General features: G+C 69.8%; 16 protein-coding genes and 1 pseudogene. 7 read left to right on the top strand and 10 right to left on the bottom strand.

What is annotated here, in order from left to right; genetic code table 11:
* Nucleotides 1–76: 76 nt before the first annotated feature.
* From B5557_RS03990 to B5557_RS03975, 4 genes are read right to left on the bottom strand one after another with little or no spacing between them, the layout of a single operon-like run.
* On the bottom strand, nt 77–1,087 hold the full coding sequence (locus tag B5557_RS03990; RefSeq protein ID WP_079657800.1) for an aldo/keto reductase: 1,011 nt from the start codon (nt 1,085–1,087) through the stop codon (nt 77–79).
* On the bottom strand, nt 1,084–1,842 hold the full coding sequence (locus B5557_RS03985; RefSeq protein ID WP_079657799.1) for an SDR family NAD(P)-dependent oxidoreductase: 759 nt from the start codon (nt 1,840–1,842) through the stop codon (nt 1,084–1,086). Before B5557_RS03985 ends, B5557_RS03990 begins: the two co-directional genes overlap by 4 nt.
* A complete protein-coding gene (locus tag B5557_RS03980) occupies nt 1,839–3,185 on the bottom strand; it encodes an L-fuconate dehydratase (protein ID WP_079657798.1) in 1,347 nt (448 codons plus the stop codon). The genes B5557_RS03985 and B5557_RS03980 overlap by 4 nt, the downstream gene beginning before the upstream one ends.
* Before the next feature lie 11 nt (nt 3,186–3,196).
* Nucleotides 3,197–4,048 carry a fumarylacetoacetate hydrolase family protein gene (locus B5557_RS03975; RefSeq protein WP_079657797.1) on the bottom strand — a complete coding sequence of 284 codons (852 nt, stop codon included), beginning with the start codon at nt 4,046–4,048 and terminating at the stop codon, nt 3,197–3,199.
* 826 nt (nt 4,049–4,874) lie between these two features.
* On the opposite strand from B5557_RS03975, the gene B5557_RS03970 reads away from it, so the two are divergent.
* From B5557_RS03970 to B5557_RS03955, 4 genes are all read left to right on the top strand, one after another.
* Entirely contained in the window at nt 4,875–5,924 is a 1,050-nt protein-coding gene (locus tag B5557_RS03970) for a sugar ABC transporter substrate-binding protein (RefSeq protein ID WP_079657796.1), read from the top strand.
* A 110-nt stretch (nt 5,925–6,034) separates the two neighbouring features.
* On the top strand, nt 6,035–7,618 hold the full coding sequence (locus B5557_RS03965) for a sugar ABC transporter ATP-binding protein (protein ID WP_079657795.1): 1,584 nt from the start codon (nt 6,035–6,037) through the stop codon (nt 7,616–7,618).
* 2 nt (nt 7,619–7,620) lie between these two features.
* Nucleotides 7,621–8,664, top strand: coding sequence for an ABC transporter permease (locus B5557_RS03960; RefSeq protein WP_079657794.1), 1,044 nt, complete (start codon nt 7,621–7,623; stop codon nt 8,662–8,664).
* 92 nt (nt 8,665–8,756) lie between these two features.
* On the top strand, nt 8,757–9,458 hold the full coding sequence (locus B5557_RS03955; RefSeq protein ID WP_079657793.1) for a FadR/GntR family transcriptional regulator: 702 nt from the start codon (nt 8,757–8,759) through the stop codon (nt 9,456–9,458).
* Between the two features lie 22 nt (nt 9,459–9,480).
* On the opposite strand, the gene B5557_RS03950 is transcribed toward B5557_RS03955, so the two are convergent.
* The gene (locus tag B5557_RS03950) at nt 9,481–9,771 is read right to left on the bottom strand and encodes an SPW repeat protein (RefSeq protein ID WP_331716854.1); all 291 of its coding nucleotides are present in this window, start codon (nt 9,769–9,771) and stop codon (nt 9,481–9,483) included.
* Between the two features lie 89 nt (nt 9,772–9,860).
* On the opposite strand from B5557_RS03950, the pseudogene B5557_RS03945 reads away from it, so the two are divergent.
* Both B5557_RS03945 and B5557_RS03940 read left to right on the top strand, forming a co-directional pair.
* A pseudogene (locus B5557_RS03945) lies at nt 9,861–10,253 on the top strand (nitrate reductase); the annotation flags it as partial.
* A gap of 185 nt (nt 10,254–10,438) precedes the next feature.
* On the top strand, nt 10,439–11,146 hold the full coding sequence (locus B5557_RS03940) for a hypothetical protein (RefSeq protein WP_079657790.1): 708 nt from the start codon (nt 10,439–10,441) through the stop codon (nt 11,144–11,146).
* Nucleotides 11,147–11,191: 45 nt separating this feature from the next.
* Here B5557_RS03940 and B5557_RS03935 read toward each other — a convergent pair whose 3' ends face one another.
* From B5557_RS03935 to B5557_RS03920, 4 genes are all read right to left on the bottom strand, one after another.
* Complete coding sequence (locus B5557_RS03935) at nt 11,192–11,878, bottom strand: TetR/AcrR family transcriptional regulator (RefSeq protein WP_079657789.1); 687 nt, start codon at nt 11,876–11,878, stop codon at nt 11,192–11,194.
* A gap of 39 nt (nt 11,879–11,917) precedes the next feature.
* Entirely contained in the window at nt 11,918–12,679 is a 762-nt protein-coding gene (locus B5557_RS03930) for an SDR family oxidoreductase (protein WP_079657788.1), read from the bottom strand.
* Between the two features lie 233 nt (nt 12,680–12,912).
* A complete protein-coding gene (locus tag B5557_RS03925) occupies nt 12,913–13,281 on the bottom strand; it encodes an MmcQ/YjbR family DNA-binding protein (protein WP_079664577.1) in 369 nt (122 codons plus the stop codon).
* Nucleotides 13,278–13,673, bottom strand: a complete 396-nt coding sequence (locus B5557_RS03920) for an MmcQ/YjbR family DNA-binding protein (protein ID WP_079657787.1) — start codon at nt 13,671–13,673, stop codon at nt 13,278–13,280. Before B5557_RS03920 ends, B5557_RS03925 begins: the two co-directional genes overlap by 4 nt.
* A gap of 237 nt (nt 13,674–13,910) precedes the next feature.
* Here B5557_RS03920 and B5557_RS03915 point away from each other — a divergent pair, with 237 nt between their 5' ends.
* A complete protein-coding gene (locus B5557_RS03915; protein WP_231976247.1) occupies nt 13,911–14,741 on the top strand; it encodes a helix-turn-helix domain-containing protein in 831 nt (276 codons plus the stop codon).
* A 54-nt stretch (nt 14,742–14,795) separates the two neighbouring features.
* Here the strand turns inward: B5557_RS03915 and B5557_RS03910 are convergent, their stop codons facing one another.
* Nucleotides 14,796–15,788 carry an aldo/keto reductase gene (locus B5557_RS03910; RefSeq protein ID WP_079657785.1) on the bottom strand — a complete coding sequence of 331 codons (993 nt, stop codon included), beginning with the start codon at nt 15,786–15,788 and terminating at the stop codon, nt 14,796–14,798.
* Between the last annotated feature and the right edge of the window lie 83 nt (nt 15,789–15,871).

Below are 15,871 nucleotides of genomic sequence, written 5' to 3'. Positions count from 1 at the left end.
CGCCCACCCCGGTGGCGCGCCAGGATTCGAGGGTGGCCGACCAGGCCGGCAGCCGTGCCCCGGCCACCCGCGATCCTCATGACGGCTCCTTCGACAGCGTGGCTACGGGTACGGGGGTGCCGTGGGCCAGCAGCCCTTCGGCGCGCAGCTCGTCCCACAGCGCATCCGGCATCGGGCGGTGGAGTTGCTCCACGGTGTCGCGTACCTCTTCGGGGGTACGCGCCCCGGTCAGGACGCTCGCGACCGCGGGATGCCCGAAGGGGAAGCGCAGGGCGGCGGCGCGCAGCGGCACTCCGTGGCGTTCGGTCACCTCCAGCAGCCGCAGCGCGCGGTCGAGCACCGGCCGGGGCGCCGGGGCGTAGTCGTATGTGGCGCCGGGGCGCGGGGCGGTGAGCAGCCCGGAGTTGAAGACGCCGCCGAGGACGACGCTCCGGCCGCGGGCGGTGGCCTCGGGCAGCACTTCGCCGAGGCCGTCCTGGTCCAGGAGGGTGTAGCGGCCGGCCAGCAGCACCACGTCGATGTCGGTCTCGCGCAGGAAGCGGGCGGGCAGCGCCGACTGGTTCATGCCGATGCCGATCGCCCCGACCACGCCCTCCGCGCGCAGCCGCTCCAACGCCGGGTAGGCCTCGGTGAGGGCCTGTTCGGCGTGGTCGTCCGGGTCGTGCAGCAGGGCCATGTCGATCCGGTCGAGGCCGAGGCGGTCCAGGCTCGCCTCCAGCGAGCGCAGCACTCCGTCGGCGCTGAAGTCCCAGACGCGGCGGTGCGTTGCGCAGACGGCGAAGCCGTTCGCGAGGTCGTCGCCATGGCCGTCGTCATGGTTCGGTACGAGGAGCCGGCCGACCTTGGTGGAGACGGTGTATGTGTCCCGTGGGCGGCCGCGCAGCGCGGCGCCGAGCCGTCGCTCGGACAGGCCGAGCCCGTAGTGGGGTGCGGTGTCGAAGGTGCGGATTCCGGCGTCCCAGGCCGCCTCCACGGTGGCGAGGGCGGCCTCGTCGGTGACGGGCTGGTAGAGGTTGCCCAGGCCCGCGCAGCCGAGCGCGAGTTGTGTGACCCCGACCGTGCTGCCGCCCAGCGTGGTGGTTCTCATGACGGGGCCGCCGGGCGCAGCCGCAGTCCCTGCATGCCGCCGTCGACCGCGAGCGCGGTGCCGGTGACGGACGCCGCGCCGGGACTGGCGAGGTAGATGATGGCGGCGGCGACCTCGTCGGCGGTGACGAGACGGCCCATGGGCTGGCGGGCGTTGAGCGCGGCTCGCTCCGCTGCCGGGTCGTCGGCGGCGTCCAGCAGCCGTGTCACCCAGGGGGTGTCGGCGGTGCCGGGGTTGACGCAGTTGACGCGGATGCCCTCGCGGACGTGGTCGGCGGCCATGGCGAGGGTCAGCGACAGGACGGCGCCCTTGCTGGCGCAGTACAGGGCGCGCTGCGGGAGGCCCGCGGTGGCGCCGATCGAGCAGGTGTTGACGACCGCCGCGTGCGCCGAGCGCCGCAGATGAGGCAGGGCGGCGCGGGTGGTGCGGACCATGCCGACGACGTTGACGTCCAGGACGCGGTGCCACTGCTCGTCGGGGTTGTCCTCGACGGTGCCGATGGCGCCGATGCCGGCGTTGTTGACGAGGATGTCGATGCCGCCCAGCCCTGTGGCCGCGGCCTCCACGGCGGCGCGTACCGAGGCGTCGTCGCTCACATCGGCCCTGATACCGAGCAACGGCCGTGGCACACCGGTGGGTTCGAGGTCGAGCACGGCGACCGCCGCGCCCTGTGCGGCCAGCGCGCGGGCCGTGGCGAGCCCGATGCCGGAGGCGCCTCCGGTGACGACGGCCCTCAATCCTGACAGGTCGGTCATGCCGCGTCCTCCTGCCCTGCGCGGTCGGTTACCCAGAAGGTTCCGTCCGGGTAGCGGTATTCGGCGATGGACTCCTCGCGCATCGTGGCGGAGAAGCCGGGGGCGAGCGGCGCGGTGTAGTGGCCGTCGCGGATCACCACGGGCGCGGTGAAGTGCTCGTGGAGGTGGTCGACGAACTCGATGACGCGGTTCTCGGTCGTGCCGGACAGGGCCAGGTAGTCGAACATCGACAGGTGCTGCACCAGCTCGCACAGCCCCACTCCGCCGGCGTGCGGGCACACCGGCACCCCGAACTTGGCGGCGAGCAGCAGGATCGCGATGTTCTCGTTCACCCCGCCGACCCGGGCCGCGTCGATCTGCAGGACGTCGATGGCGCCGGCCTGGAGAAGCTGCTTGAAGACGATGCGGTTCTGCACGTGCTCACCGGTGGCGACCTTCACCGGCGCCACCGCCCGGCGTACGGTCGCGTGTCCGAGGATGTCGTCGGGGCTGGTGGGCTCCTCGATCCAGTACGGGTCGAAGTCGGCGAGCGCCTTGGTCCACTCGATCGCCTCGCCGACGTTCCACCGCTGGTTGGCGTCGATGGCGATGCGGATGCCGTCGCCGACGGCCTTGCGGGCGGTGCGCAGTCGTCGGACGTCGTCGGCCAGGTCGGCGCCGACCTTGAGCTTGATCTGGGTGAAACCGTCGGCGACGGCCTGCTTGGCCAGCCGGGTGAGCTTGTCGTCGGAGTACCCGAGCCAGCCGGGTGAGGTGGTGTAGCCGGGGTAGCCGCGCTCCAGCAGGATCGCCTCGCGCTGCGCGAGCCCCGCCCGGCCCTCGCGCAGCAGGGTGAGGGCCTCCTCGGGGGTGAGGGCGTCGGCGATGTAGCGGAAGTCGACCTGGGAGACCAGCCACTCGGGCGAGGCATGGGCGAGCAGCTGCCACAGCGGCTTGCCCTCCCGCTTGGCCGCGAGGTCCCATACGGCGTTGACGACGGCGCCGATCGCCATGTGCATCACGCCCTTCTCGGGGCCGAGCCAGCGCAGTTGGCTGTCGCCGATCAGGTCCCGGCTGAGCGAGCCCGGGTCGGCGCACAGTTCCTGGACGGAACGGCCCACGATATGGGGGCGCAGAGCCCCGATCGCGGCGACCTGGACGTCGTTGCCGCGTCCGATGGTGAACGTGAAGCCGTGGCCTTCCAGACCGTCGCCGGCGTCCGTGCGCAGCACCACGTAGGCGGCGGAGTAGTCGGGGTCCGGGTTCATCGCGTCGGAGCCGTCCAGTTCCCGCGAGGTGGGGAAGCGGACGTCGAAGGTGTCGACCGCGGTGATCCGGGCGATCCGGGCGGAGGTTGCAGTCAAGGGAATGCCTTTCACGCTTGGCCGAAGGTCTGGCGCTGGCTGCCGAGCCCGTCGACGGACAGCTCGACGGTGTCGCCGGGGCGGAGGAAGGGCGTGCCGGGCAGGCCGAGGGCCACGCCTGCGGGCGTACCGGTGTTGATCACGTCGCCCGGCTCGAGAACCATGTACTGGCTCAGGTAGGACACGATGTGGTCCACGGGGAAGATCATGTCGCTGGTGTGGCCGTCCTGCCGCTGCACGCCGTTGACGCTCAGGTGCAGCCCGAGATCCTGCGGATCGCCGACCTCGTCGGCGGTCACCAGCCACGGTCCGAGCGGGTTGAAGGTCTCGCAGGACTTGCCGAGGTCCCACTGAGGTGAGTACTCCAGCTGGAACTCGCGCTCCGAGACGTCATGACTGATCGCGTACCCCGCGATCACGTCACGCGCGGCCCGCGGTCCGTCGAGGTAGCGGGCCCGGCGGCCGATGACGACCGCGAGCTCGACCTCCCAGTCGGTCTTCACCGAGCCGCGCGGGACGAGCACCTCGTCGTACGGGCCGACCACCGTGCCCGGGTCCTTCATGAACACCACCGGACGTGGCGGGATCGGCGCGCCGGTCTCGGCGGCGTGGTCGCGGTAGTTCAGGCCGACGCAGACGATCTTTCCGGGACGGGCGACCGGTGCGCCGATCCGCAGACCGTCCGGGTCCAGTTCGGGCAGCTCGCCCGCCGCGACCGCCGCACGGGCCCGGTCGACACCGTTGCCGGCGAGGAAGACGCCGTCGATGTCGGAGGCCACGGAGGACAGGTCCAGCAGCCGACCGTCGTCGGTGCGGACGGCGGGCCGCTCCTCGCCGGGCGCGCCGACTCGTAGCAGTTTCACTGGACAGCTCCCTTGCCATGGGTGGTTCGTTGAGGGGGTGATCGGCCGTACGGGCTGCGCCGCCATCTGCGCCCACCGCAGTCATCGGAGGTATGGCGGCACGGTGACTGTAGACGCAGAAGGGCCGACTGACAATGGAGACCTCGGATGTATGTGACCGTCGCGGTGGTTCCGCCTCGTCCGAGTGGTCGAAATGTGCAGCTGTGGCCGTGGGGCAGGGCCGGATGCAACTCCTTCCTCCGATGAATCCGGAGGGTGCTCACGCAGTCGTCTTCCCTGATGAGGGCAGGGTGTGTCTGATGGATCTCCTGGTCTCGGAGGGGTGAGACGCTCCCTCGTGCCCTCCTGGAGAGCCACCGCCGAGCGTCCCGGATGGGCGCCGTTGCCGAATTGTGAGCCGTTGTCGCTTCGTGGCCCGAGCCCCGGCGAATCGATATAAGTCCAGGTGGGAAGTGGGTATGGCAGGCGGCCGAGGACGCCTGGGCGGGCCCGTGGTGTCCCATGGTCCGATGTCCCGCAAATCCGTGGGGGCTGACTCTTGTCAACTTCGGCAACGCCGTCGTAACGTCCTCGACGTCCGAGATACATCGGAGGAATGGCCGCACGATCCGGTGTCCGTGTACGACTCACACCGTGCGGCCGTTCGGTCCCCTACGTCGCTCTGGCTGACCCTCACTCACGCCCCCGTCAGACGCGGTCCGCATGTGCTCTGTGCCGGATCCGCGGCCTGCCCGGCCGGCCGCCTCGTCCTTCCCCCGCAGGCGAGTACGCCATCCTCCACCGTCGCCCGGCGGCTCCCCGCCCTGCCTGAAGAGAGAACACGGTCATGAAGCTCGCTCGCACCCGCTCCACCGCCGCAGCCGTCACTGCCGTCCTCGCGGCGATGTCGCTCGCCACCGCGTGCAACCGTGAGAGTGCCGACGCGGTCGGCTCCGGCAGTGACAAGCCGGCCATCGGGATCGACCTGCCGCGTTCCGACTCCGACTTCTGGAACTCCTACGCCCAGTACCTGAAGAAGGACATCAAGTCGGACGGCGTCAACGCGCTGCCGCTGAGCAACTCGCAGAACGACGTCACCAAGCTGGTGGCCAATGTGCAGGTGTTCGAGAACACGGGTGCCAAGGCGGTCGTCATGGCGCCGCAGGACACCGGTGCCATCGCCTCCACGCTGGACACCCTGGCGTCGAAGAAGATCCCGGTGGTCAGTGTCGACACCCGTCCCGACAAGGGCGACGTCTACATGGTGGTCCGCGCCGACAACCGGGCGTACGGCACGAAGGCGTGCGAGTTCCTCGGCAAGCAGCTGGGCGGGAAGGGCAAGGTGGCCGAGCTGCAGGGCGCCCTGGACTCCATCAACGGGCGCGACCGCTCCGAGGCGTTCGCCGCGTGCATGAAGCAGAAGTTCCCCGGCATCAAGGTGTTCGAGCTGCCCACCGACTGGAAGGGCGACGTGGCCTCCGCCAAGCTGCAGTCGCTGCTGGCCCAGCACCCGGACCTGAACGGCATCTACATGCAGGCCGGCGGCGTCTTCCTGCAGCCCACCCTCGCACTGCTGGAGCAGAAGAAGCTGCTCAAGCCGGCCGGCCAGCCGGGGCACATCTCGATCATCTCCAACGACGGCATCCCGCAGGAGTTCGACGCCATCCGCAAGGGCCAGATCGACGCCACCGTCTCCCAGCCCGCCGACCTCTACGCCAAGTACGCGCTGTACTACGCGAAGGCCGCCGCCGAGGGCAAGACCTTCAAGCCGGGTGCGACCGACCACGGCTCCACCATCGTCAAGATCCCGAACGGCCTGGAGGACCAGCTGCCGGCGCCGCTGGTCACCAAGGACAACGTGGACGACAAGACCCTGTGGGGCAACAACGTCGGCTGACGGCCGGCAGCTCACGCCCGCGGTGCGGAGAGACGGGCTGTCCCCTCTCTCCCCAGCGCGTCACACCCGCGTTCCCCGCCCCACCTCCGCACACGAAGGACGGTATCCCCATGGCGGACACCGCGACCGCCCCGGCGACCGGCTCCGAGCGCCCGGCCCCGGTGGCCGAGGCGACCGGCATCAGCAAACGGTTCGGCGCGACCGTCGCTCTGCGCGACGCACGCATCACCATCGCAGCGGGCGAGTCGCACGCCCTGGTGGGACGCAACGGCGCCGGCAAGTCGACGCTCGTGTCCATCCTCACCGGTCTCCAGCAGCCCGACACCGGTTCCCTGCGCTTCTCCGGCGAGGCGGCACCCGCCTTCGGCGACATCGACGCCTGGCGTTCCCGCGTCGCCTGCGTCTACCAGCGCTCCACGATCATCGGTGAGCTGACCGTCGCCGAGAACCTCTTCCTGAACCGGCAGAGCGTCGGAGCGGCACAGCCCATCCGCTGGAAGCAACTCCGCCTGCGCGCCGAGGAGTTGCTCGGTGAGTACGGGGTGGCTGTCGACCCGGCCGCGCGGGCGAAGGACCTGACGGTCGAGCAGCGGCAGTTCGTGGAGATCGCCCGCGCGCTGTCCTTCGGCGCCCGCTTCATCATCCTCGACGAGCCGACCGCGAAGCTCGACGCCCGCGGCATCGGCCGCCTCTTCGACAAGCTCCGGGACCTCCGGGACCAGGGGGTCGCCTTCCTGTTCATCTCCCACCACCTGCAAGAGGTGTACGACCTCTGCAGCACGGTCACGGTCTACCGCGACGCGGCCCACATCCTGACCGCGCCCGTGGCCGAACTGGGCCACCAGGACCTGGTGGAGGCGATGACGGGGGAGTCCGCCTCCTCGGGCAGCGCCGTCGTGAGCGGGCCCTCGACGGCGCGGACCGGTGGCGCGGAGCTGCTGGCGATCGACGGCCTGACGCTGTCCGGCGCCTGCCAGGACCTGTCCCTGTCGGTCCGCTCCGGTGAGGTGGTCGGCCTCGCCGGAGCGACGGCCAGCGGCAACGTGCAGGTGGGCGAGGCGGTCGCCGGTCTCCACCGGGCCGAGGACGGCAGGATCTCGGTAGGCGGCAGGAACGTGCGCACCGGCAGTGTGCCGTCCGCCCTCGCCGCCGGGGTCGGGTTCGTCCCCGAGGACCGCCACCTCCAGGGGCTGGTCAACAACCGCAGCGTGGCGGAGAACGCCACCCTCACCGTCACCGACCAGCTCGGCCCGTTCGGCACCGTGCTGCCGGCGCGGACCAGGGCCTTCGCCGGGCGCATGATCCGGGACCTCGACATCAAGACGCCGGGGGCCGCCACCCCGGTGTCCGCCCTGTCCGGCGGCAACCAGCAGAAGGTCGTCGTCGCCCGCGCCCTGGCCACCGACCCCCACGTCCTGGTGGCCATCCGCCCCACCAACGGCGTGGACGTCAAGTCCAAGGAGTTCCTGCTCGGCAGGATCCGGCAGATCGCCGACGGGGGCAAGGCCGCGCTGATCGTCTCCGACGAACTCGACGACCTCAGGGTCTGCGACCGGGTCGTCGTCATGTTCCACGGCCGGGCGGTCGCCGAGTTCGCCGGCGGCTGGAAGGACGAACACGTCGTCGCCGCCATGGAAGGCGTCGGCACCACCACCGCATCCATCGCATCCGGCACCGACGAGCACGGAAGGTAGTCATGTCCGCCACCACAGATCTCACCGAGTCCACCGCGAGCGCGGCGGAGCCGGCCACCGCGGACACCGCCCGCCGCCGGGTCGACCTCGGCCGCTTCCGTGAGCTGTCCCTCGTCCCGGCGATCCTGGTCCTGATGCTGATCGGGTTCATCGTCTCGCCGGCCTTCCTCACCGCCGACAACCTCATCGGCGTGGCCCAGCAGTCCACCGAGCTGAGCCTGCTCGTGCTCGCCACCACCTTCATCCTCATCAGCGGGCGGATGGACCTGTCCCTGGAGTCGACCATCGGCGTCGCTCCGGTCATTGCCGTGTGGCTCGTACTGCCCTCCAGCGGCGGGCGCTTCACGGGCCTCGGTCTGTTTCCCGAATGGATGGCGGTCCCGCTCTGCCTGCTGGTGGGCGCGGCGATCGGCGCCGTCAACGGCTTCCTCATCCTCAAGCTGCGGCTCAACGGCTTCATCGTCACCCTCGGCGCCCTGACCATGCTGCGCGGCCTCCAAGTCGCCCTGTCCGAGGGCCAGTCCATCGTCGAACTGCCCTCTTCCTTCACCTACCTGGGCAAGGCGTCCTGGCTGGGGATGCCCGCCGCGATCTGGGTGTGCGGGCTGCTCTTCGCGATCGGCGGCAGCGCGCTGGCCTGGCTGCGGCACGGACGGGCGCTGTACGCGATCGGCGGCAACGCGGAGGCGGCGCGCACCGCGGGCATCCGCGTCGACCGGATCGTCTGGGTCGTCCTCATCATCGGCAGCCTGCTGGCCGCGTTCGCGGGCATCCTCTACAGCGGTCACTACGGTTCCATCTCCGCCACCCAGGGCAGCGGCTGGATCTTCCAGGTCTTCGCGGCGACCGTCATCGGCGGGGTCAGTCTCAACGGCGGCAAGGGCTCCGTGTTCGGCGCCCTCACCGGTGTGCTCACCCTGCAGCTGGTCGTCAACGTGATGACGCTGGCGGGGGTGCCGCCGCTGTGGAACCAGTTCCTCAACGGCGCGATCATCATCGTCGCGCTGATCATCTCCCGCTTCGCCTCCGGCGAGAAGCAGGAGTAGACGCCGGCTCACGGCGGCTCCGCCCGGCGCCCTCAGGTGCACCGGGCGGAGCCCGAAGGCCCCCCACGCACTCCGCACAGAGAGGCACCCTCGTGGCACTGACCGACGAGGCGATGGACAAGATCAAGGCGATGATCGTCGCCGGCGAACTCGCGCCCGGCTCCCGCCTGCCCAGGGAGGACCTCCTCGCCGGACAGCTCGGCCTGTCCCGCAATTCGCTGCGTGAAGCCGTCCGGGCACTGACCGCGATGCGGATCCTGGTCGCCCGGCAGGGCGACGGCACCTATGTCTCCAGCCTGGAGCCCCACCTCCTGCTCGAGACGCTGTCCTTCGCCGCCGACGTCTCCCAGGGGCGCACCGCCCTGCAACTGCTCCAGGTGCGCAGATTCCTCGAATCCCAGGCGACCGGGCTGGCCGCGGCCGTACTGCAGCCGCGGGACCTCCAGGAACTCCGCGACATCCTCGACCGGTGCCGCTCCGCCGCCACGGTCGACGAGTTCGTCGCCCACGACATCGCCTTCCACCTGCGCATCGTCGAAGCCGTGGCCAACCCGGTCCTCTCGATGCTGCTCCAGGTGCTCTCCACCCGCACCCAGCGGGTTCGCATCGTCAGAGGCAGCCGCACGCGTGACGCCCTGGAAAGCGCCCACCAGGACCACGAGGAGATCCTGCGCGCTCTCCAGGCACGCGATGCGCTGCTGGCAGCCTCCGCCGCGACCGTCCACATCACCGCCGTCGAGCAGTGGCTGGCGACAAGCCTCGACGACTCCCCTCTCCCCCCGATCGACTGCTGACCGCCCGGCCGGCCTCGGTGTCTCAGGTGCGCTGCATGCGCTCCAGCACCATCGTTGTCAGCCCCAGCACAATGGCCACCGCTCCGGTGATGACGTTGCCGACGACGACCTTCGTCGTATCAGGGGCGCCGGAGACGGCCCATGGAGCGATGATCGTCCAGACGCCGATCGCGGCCGCGACCCAGCCCATTCCGTAGGTGCGCTCGTAGACCCATCCGAAGCCGAGGGCCAGTACCGCGAGGGCGATGCCCGTGACGAGGTTGTTCACGGTCAGCGTGCTGCTTCCGTTGAACCCGACGACCCAGGGGGAGATCGCCAGGTAGGGGTGTTGAGCGGCAGCACCAGGGGGTACCGATGACGGGCGGCGCGCCAGGTTGTCGCCGTGGTCGCTGGGAGGCTGACATGGACGCTTCGGTGGACCGGATCGCGCAGCCTTGGGGCAGCCTTACCCCGTACGGCCGAGACGAGCCGTGGCCCGAGCGCGTGGACACGTATCTCATGGCGGGTGTCGAACCCGGCCAGGTGCAGCGCTGGGTGCAGGCCGCGTCGGTCCTGCATTCCGACGGTGATGCCATGGACATCGCGGTCATGGACGGGCGCATGGCAGAGGTGCGCGGGCGGGCGGACGACCGTGTCAACCGTGGCCGGCTGGGGCCGAAGGACCTTTTCGGCTGGCAGGCCGATGCCTCACCGGACCGGCTGACGAGGCCGCTGGTCCGCGAGGGAGGTCGTCTGGTGCAGTGCGACTGGGGCACGGCGAAGGAGCGCATCGTCGACCGCTCGCGGGAACTGCTGGGCCGTCACGCGATGAGAACCTCGCTCTGCTCACCAACTGGGTAGCCCGGACCGTAGCCGGACTCCCAGCGCGGCATGCCAATCTCATCCGTCCGTTCGCCGAATGGCACATCATCCGCGACGCCCGCCGACGGTCAGCCCGCGGCCGTTACACCTACGCCGCGTACAAAGGGGACTGCGGCAACGTGGCTGCAGCCATCGACTTCCTGAACTGGCTCGACTCGCAGCATCTGAGCCTTCGTCGAATTCAGCAACCGCATCTGGATACCTGGGCGTCCGAGAGGCCAACCCTGCGCACCCGTTCCATTCCCTTCCTCCGCTGGAGCACCGCCCGACACCTCTGCCCGGCCGATCTGCGCATCGAGCGTGCAGCCTCTCAACTCCCCGGTCACTTCCAAGCCGAGGACGAAGCCCGAGACGAGCTGGTGCGCTGCCTGAACGACTCGGCGTTGCCCTTGGACGTCCGCGTGGCAGCTGCTCTCGTCCGTCTCTACGCCCTTCCCTTGACCCGGATCGTCGAGCTCACCGAGGACCACATCAGCCGCGACCAGGAGCACACCTACCTGGCGGTCAACCAGCACCCCTTCGTGCTCCCGCCGAAACTCGCCCGTCTCATTGACGATCAGCTCCGGCACAGCACCACGGCCGGACGTAGATACCTCTTGCCCGGCCAAAGCCCTGGACGCTCGCGTAACCCCCTCGGCCTCGCCGACACCCTGAGACACCATGGTCTGCCCGCCCGCGCAGCTCGGAACACAGCCATGATGGACGCCCTGGCCGACCTGCCGCCCATGGTCATCGCTGACCTGCTCGGCATCCACCCCAAGACAGCCGAACGCTGGGCCACCCTCGCCGGCGCAAACTGGTCCGAATACGTGTCGTCGCTGAAGTGAAGCACCCTTGTGCATAGGCGATCAGCGACCCGGCTGGTCCGGGGATCAGGATCCGGTGCTGTAGCGGGTGAGCATGAGGGCGACGGCTTCGTCCACGATCGCGGCGTCGGTGGGGTTGGGCGGGACGAAGTCGGTCCGTACGAGTTGAGGCCACAGGAACTGGCTGCAGATCATGCCGAGGAACTGCTCTGCCACCGCGGATGCCGACTGTGGCCGTCCGTCGGCCGAACGGAAGTCGAGTGTGCCGGCCTGTGCTTCGGCGTCCAGGTAGTCGCGGAGCCGGTCGAAGAAGGGCCCGCGGTCGATGGCGAACCCGGTGCCGACGATGTCGGCGAGTTCGGGCATCTGGGGCAGTTCGGTAATGATGAGGCGGCACAGCGCTGCTGTGCCGGGCCGCGCGACCAGGCAGGCGTAGTCGCGGCCGATGTGGTCCAGACCGTACCGCGGGTCACCGGGCGGGGGCGGTGCGGCGTACTCCATGTCCAGCTGCCACTGTTCGGAGGTGACGGCCGCGAACAACGCGGCCTTGGAGGGGTACCGCTTGAAGAGGGTGCCGGTGGAGACGCGGGCCTCCCTGGCGATCTGGGCGAGGGAGGTCTTGTCGTATCCCCGGGCGAGGAAGAGGTCGCGGGCGGCACGGATGATGCGCGCGCGGTTCTCCTCTTTGATCTGCGCGTGATACCCGGTTCGGCACGTGTCGTCACCGGTTTGTGCTCGGTCCGCCACCGACATACCCACGCCTCTCGCCCGTCCCCGGCCGCGTCCCCGCTGTCAGAGGACGGTCTGGCCGCCGTCCAGGATAAGGTCCTGGCCCACAACGAAGGCCGAGGCGTCGGAGGCCAGGTACACGACGGCTTCCGCGATCTCCCCGGGCATGCCCATGCGTTCCAGCGGGATGCCGGAGCTGATCGTCTCCAGAACCGCCGTCTGCTGCGCGAGGTCCTCGATCCCGAGCTTGGCGGCGGAGTACAGCGGGGTGTTCACCGGGCCGGGGCTGACCGCGTTGAACCGGATGCCGTGCGACCTGAGCAGGTCCGCGTTCCACGACCGCATCAGGGAGGAGACAGCCGCCTTCGTCGCGGCGTAGGCGTTCGAATTCCCGTATCCGCCGTGCGCGCTGTTGGACGCGTTGAGGATGACCGAGGACGAGTCGGCCAGCACCGGCACCAATGCCTGCGTCAGGAAGAAGACGCTCTTGACGTTGATGTCGAAGAGCCGGTCGTAGCTGTCTTCCGTGTGGTCCTCGAACGGCCGCCAGTCCGAGACGCCGGCGTTCAGGAACGCCACGTCCAGCTGCCCGAAGTGCTCGCGCACCTGCTTGGCCAGGCCGCGCTGCGCATTGAGATCGCGTGCGTCGGCCTGTACGACCGGAACCTTGTCCCCGAGGATCTGCCGCGCCCTGTCGATGCTGGCCGGGGTGACGCCCGTGACCAGCACGTCGGCCCCTTCCGCGACAAAACGCTGCGCGGTCTCCAGACCGATGCCGCTCGTGCCGCCGGTGATGAGGGCGCGCTTGCCCGCAAGACGATTCATGGTGATTGTTCCTCGCCGAGAAGTAAGGTAAGTCGATGGACTCACCTTCAAAAAGGTAGCCCCCGCGCCTCGCTCATGGCAAGTCGATCCACTTACCATCGAGGCCGGGGGCGGTTCTGCTGAGCCGGGGAAGGTGGCCGGCACCGGCTTGAATGCCATCTCGCGGTCGTCGGTGAGGAGTCGGGCGATGGTGTCTTCCCGAGCCCGGCGGCCCCGCAGGAATCTCGCGGGGCTCATCGGGCTCTGGGGCGGTTGCCTCTCGGCAACTGCTCGGCGGCCAGGTTGTAGGAATCCTCGACCGCGTCGGTGATCAGCCGTTCGGTGACGCCGGGTCCCGGCCCCAGTGAGATCCAGTGGCGCTTGTCGAGGTAGCGGCCCGGCGTGATCGAGGCGTGGCCACGCTCCAGTGCCCGCGCGTGCTCGGGCTCGCACTTGACCGTGATGATCTGGTCGTCCGGGTCGTCGGTGACGATCAGGAACACCTTGCCGGCGACCTTGTATACGTCGAGTCCCGGAGCGAAGGGGTAGCCGTGGCTGACGTCGGGGAGGGACAGGGCCGCCTGGCGGGCGATGTCCTGGAGCCGGTCACCGGCCGCGCTCACCGGGCCGCCCGCGTGCCGGTGCAATAGGTGTGCGGGTCGACGGGCCGCTCGGCCTTGGGTAGCTGGGCGACGACGAGCAGGTAGGAGTCGGTGACGAGCTCCCGGACGAGCTCCTTGTCGACGCCTTCTCCGCCCTCCACGGTGATCCAGTGCTTCTTGTTCATGTGATAGCCGGGGGTGATGTGGCTGTACTGCTCCCGCAGGGCGTGGGCCTCTCCGGGGTCCGCCTTGAGGATCACGACGGGCCGCCCCGGGACTTCCGTCATCAGCATGAACACCTTGCCGCGCACCTTGTAGACCTCCCAGTCGGGGCCGAAGGGGTGCTCCAGCTGGGATCCCGGGAGTTCCTCCGCGCATTCGGCGGCGGTCTTGTGCAGGGCCGATCCGTTCATGGGGCGTTGCCTTCCTCAGGTGGTGACGGACTGTGGCATCGAGGAATGCGGAGGGCGCGCCGCGCGGGCGCGGTGGCTCGTCCCATCCTTGCGCCGCAGCCGCCCAGAAGGGCGGTAGGCTGCGGACACGTGATGGTCGACAAGCGACACCCCGGCCCGAGTGGAACCGCGGCCGGTCCGGCTGTGGTTCCGCTGTTCGGTTTCCAGCCCCCGGTCGGTACCCCCTACGGCCTCGAGGTGAGCACCGTCGAGGACTTCTTCGCCCACCACGACGACTGGCCGTGGAACCCGCCCCGTCCGGGCCGTGCCACCTTCCACTACCTCATCGCGGTCACCGAGGGTGAGCTGCGGCACGACGTCGACCACGTCACGCGGACCGTCACCCCAGGCCAGTGGCTTTGGGTGCGTCCCGGGCACGCGCAGTGCTGGCATCCGCCCGGCGCGGCCCGCGGCCCGTTCATCCTGTTCGAACCGGACGTACTGCGGCCCGACCTCACCCGTCTCCTGGCCCCGCTCACCGCGCACGGGGCACCTGCCGTGCTCAGCCCGCACCCCGACGACACCGCCTGGCTCCAGCAGACGGCACTCCAACTCCTGGACGAACACCGCGCACTGGGGCGCCGCCCTCTCGACATCCACCACGCGCTGCGGCGCAGCCTGCTCGAATCACTGCTGCTGCGCCTGGCCAACTCCCCGGGCATCGCCCCCACCGGGACGGCCACGGCCGGCGCGGGCCGCGCCGACAGATACCGACGCTTCCTGGACGCCTTGGAGCTGCACTTTCGCGAGCTGCACCAGGCCGCGGACTACGCCGAGTTGCTCGGCTGCTCGGTCCGCACCCTCAGCCGCGCCGCCCAGGATGCCGCCGGCAAGGGAGTACGTGAACTCATCGACGAGAGGCGCCTCCTGGAAGCCCGGCGCCTGCTGGGAGCAGCCCGGTGGGATGCCCGGGCCGTGGCCGTCCACCTCGGCTTCACCGACCCCGCGAACTTCGGCCGCTTCTTCCGCGACCGCACCGGCCTCACCCCGGCCGCCTTCGCGGCCCGCGCAGCCAGGACCGACGCGTGACGGAAACGCGGCGCAGGCCTCTTGCCCGTCAGGAGGAGATGGCTCCCGGCGCGGTCAGTCTGTGGTGAAGCTGGACAGTACCGCGGCCGGGAGGCGGCTGCCTGCCGAGCCGTGGGGAAGGATCTCGGCGATGCGGGCCAGGTCGGCGGCCGAGAGCTGGACGTCGGTGGCGCCGGCGTTCTCCTCGAGGCGCTTGGTGCTGCGGGTGCCGGGGATGGGCGCGATGTCCTCGCCCTGGGCGAGCAGCCAGGCCAGCGCGAGCTGGGCGGTGGTGATGCCCTTGGTGTCGGCCAGGTTCTTGAGCTGTTCGGTGGCGTGCAGGTTGTACGTGTAGTTCTCGCCCTGCCAACGCTCGTCCCAGCTGCGCATGTCGTCCGCGGGGTACTCGCTGGCGGGCTTGACCTGGCCGGTGAGGAAGCCCCGGCCGAGCGGGGAGTAGGGCACCAGGCCGATGCCGAGTTCCCGCAGGACGGGAAGGATCTTCTCCTCTACCTCCCGCTCGAAGAGCGAGTACTCGTACTGGAGCACGGAGACGGGGGTGACGGCGTGGGCGCGGCGGATGTACTGGGGGCCGACGTTGCTCAGGCCGAAGTACTTCACCTTGCCTTCGGCGATCAGTTCGCCGACCACGCCGGCGACCTCCTCGACCGGAGCGTCCGGGTCGGAGATGTGCTGGTAGAAGAGGTCGATGTGGTCGCTCTGCAGGTAGCGCAGGCTGTTCTCGGCGACCTTGCGGATGTTTTCCGGGCGGCTGTTGAAGGCGGGGCTGAGCGCCGGGGCGGTCATGTCGAAGCCGAACTTGGTGGCGAGGACCACCTCGTCGCGGAAGTTCTTGACTGCCTTGCCCAGGAGGATCTCGTTGCTGCCGGTACCGGCGCCGTACAGCTCGGCGGTGTCGAAGAAGTCGATCCCGAGTTCGTGGGCGCGGCGGATGGTCGCGATGCCCTCGTCGTCGTTCGAGGCGCCGTAGGCCATGGACATGCCCATAGTCCCCAGGCCGAGCGCCGAGACGCGCAGGCCCTGAGAGCCCAGATTGCGATGCTGCATGAGTTCACTCCCTCAGTGGTTCGCCGGCTTCACCCGCGGAGGCCAAACCGAACTGTTCCGTTTGACCCTACGCGCCGACCGCC

Source organism: Streptomyces sp. 3214.6 (assembly GCF_900129855.1).
Taxonomy (GTDB): domain Bacteria; phylum Actinomycetota; class Actinomycetes; order Streptomycetales; family Streptomycetaceae; genus Streptomyces; species Streptomyces soliscabiei.
This window is presented reverse-complemented; position numbering and strand designations above follow the sequence as displayed.

What these genes read in the sequence shown, in the direction of transcription:
- B5557_RS03990 (WP_079657800.1), bottom strand. Translation starts at nt 1,087, where the DNA reads ATGAGAACCACCACGCTGGGCGGCAGCACGGTCGGGGTCACACAACTC.
- B5557_RS03985 (WP_079657799.1), bottom strand. Translation starts at nt 1,842, where the DNA reads ATGACCGACCTGTCAGGATTGAGGGCCGTCGTCACCGGAGGCGCCTCC.
- B5557_RS03970 (WP_079657796.1), top strand. Translation starts at nt 4,875, where the DNA reads ATGAAGCTCGCTCGCACCCGCTCCACCGCCGCAGCCGTCACTGCCGTC.
- B5557_RS03965 (WP_079657795.1), top strand. Translation starts at nt 6,035, where the DNA reads ATGGCGGACACCGCGACCGCCCCGGCGACCGGCTCCGAGCGCCCGGCC.
- B5557_RS03960 (WP_079657794.1), top strand. Translation starts at nt 7,621, where the DNA reads ATGTCCGCCACCACAGATCTCACCGAGTCCACCGCGAGCGCGGCGGAG.
- B5557_RS03935 (WP_079657789.1), bottom strand. Translation starts at nt 11,878, where the DNA reads ATGTCGGTGGCGGACCGAGCACAAACCGGTGACGACACGTGCCGAACC.
- B5557_RS03930 (WP_079657788.1), bottom strand. Translation starts at nt 12,679, where the DNA reads ATGAATCGTCTTGCGGGCAAGCGCGCCCTCATCACCGGCGGCACGAGC.
- B5557_RS03920 (WP_079657787.1), bottom strand. Translation starts at nt 13,673, where the DNA reads ATGAACGGATCGGCCCTGCACAAGACCGCCGCCGAATGCGCGGAGGAA.
- B5557_RS03910 (WP_079657785.1), bottom strand. Translation starts at nt 15,788, where the DNA reads ATGCAGCATCGCAATCTGGGCTCTCAGGGCCTGCGCGTCTCGGCGCTC.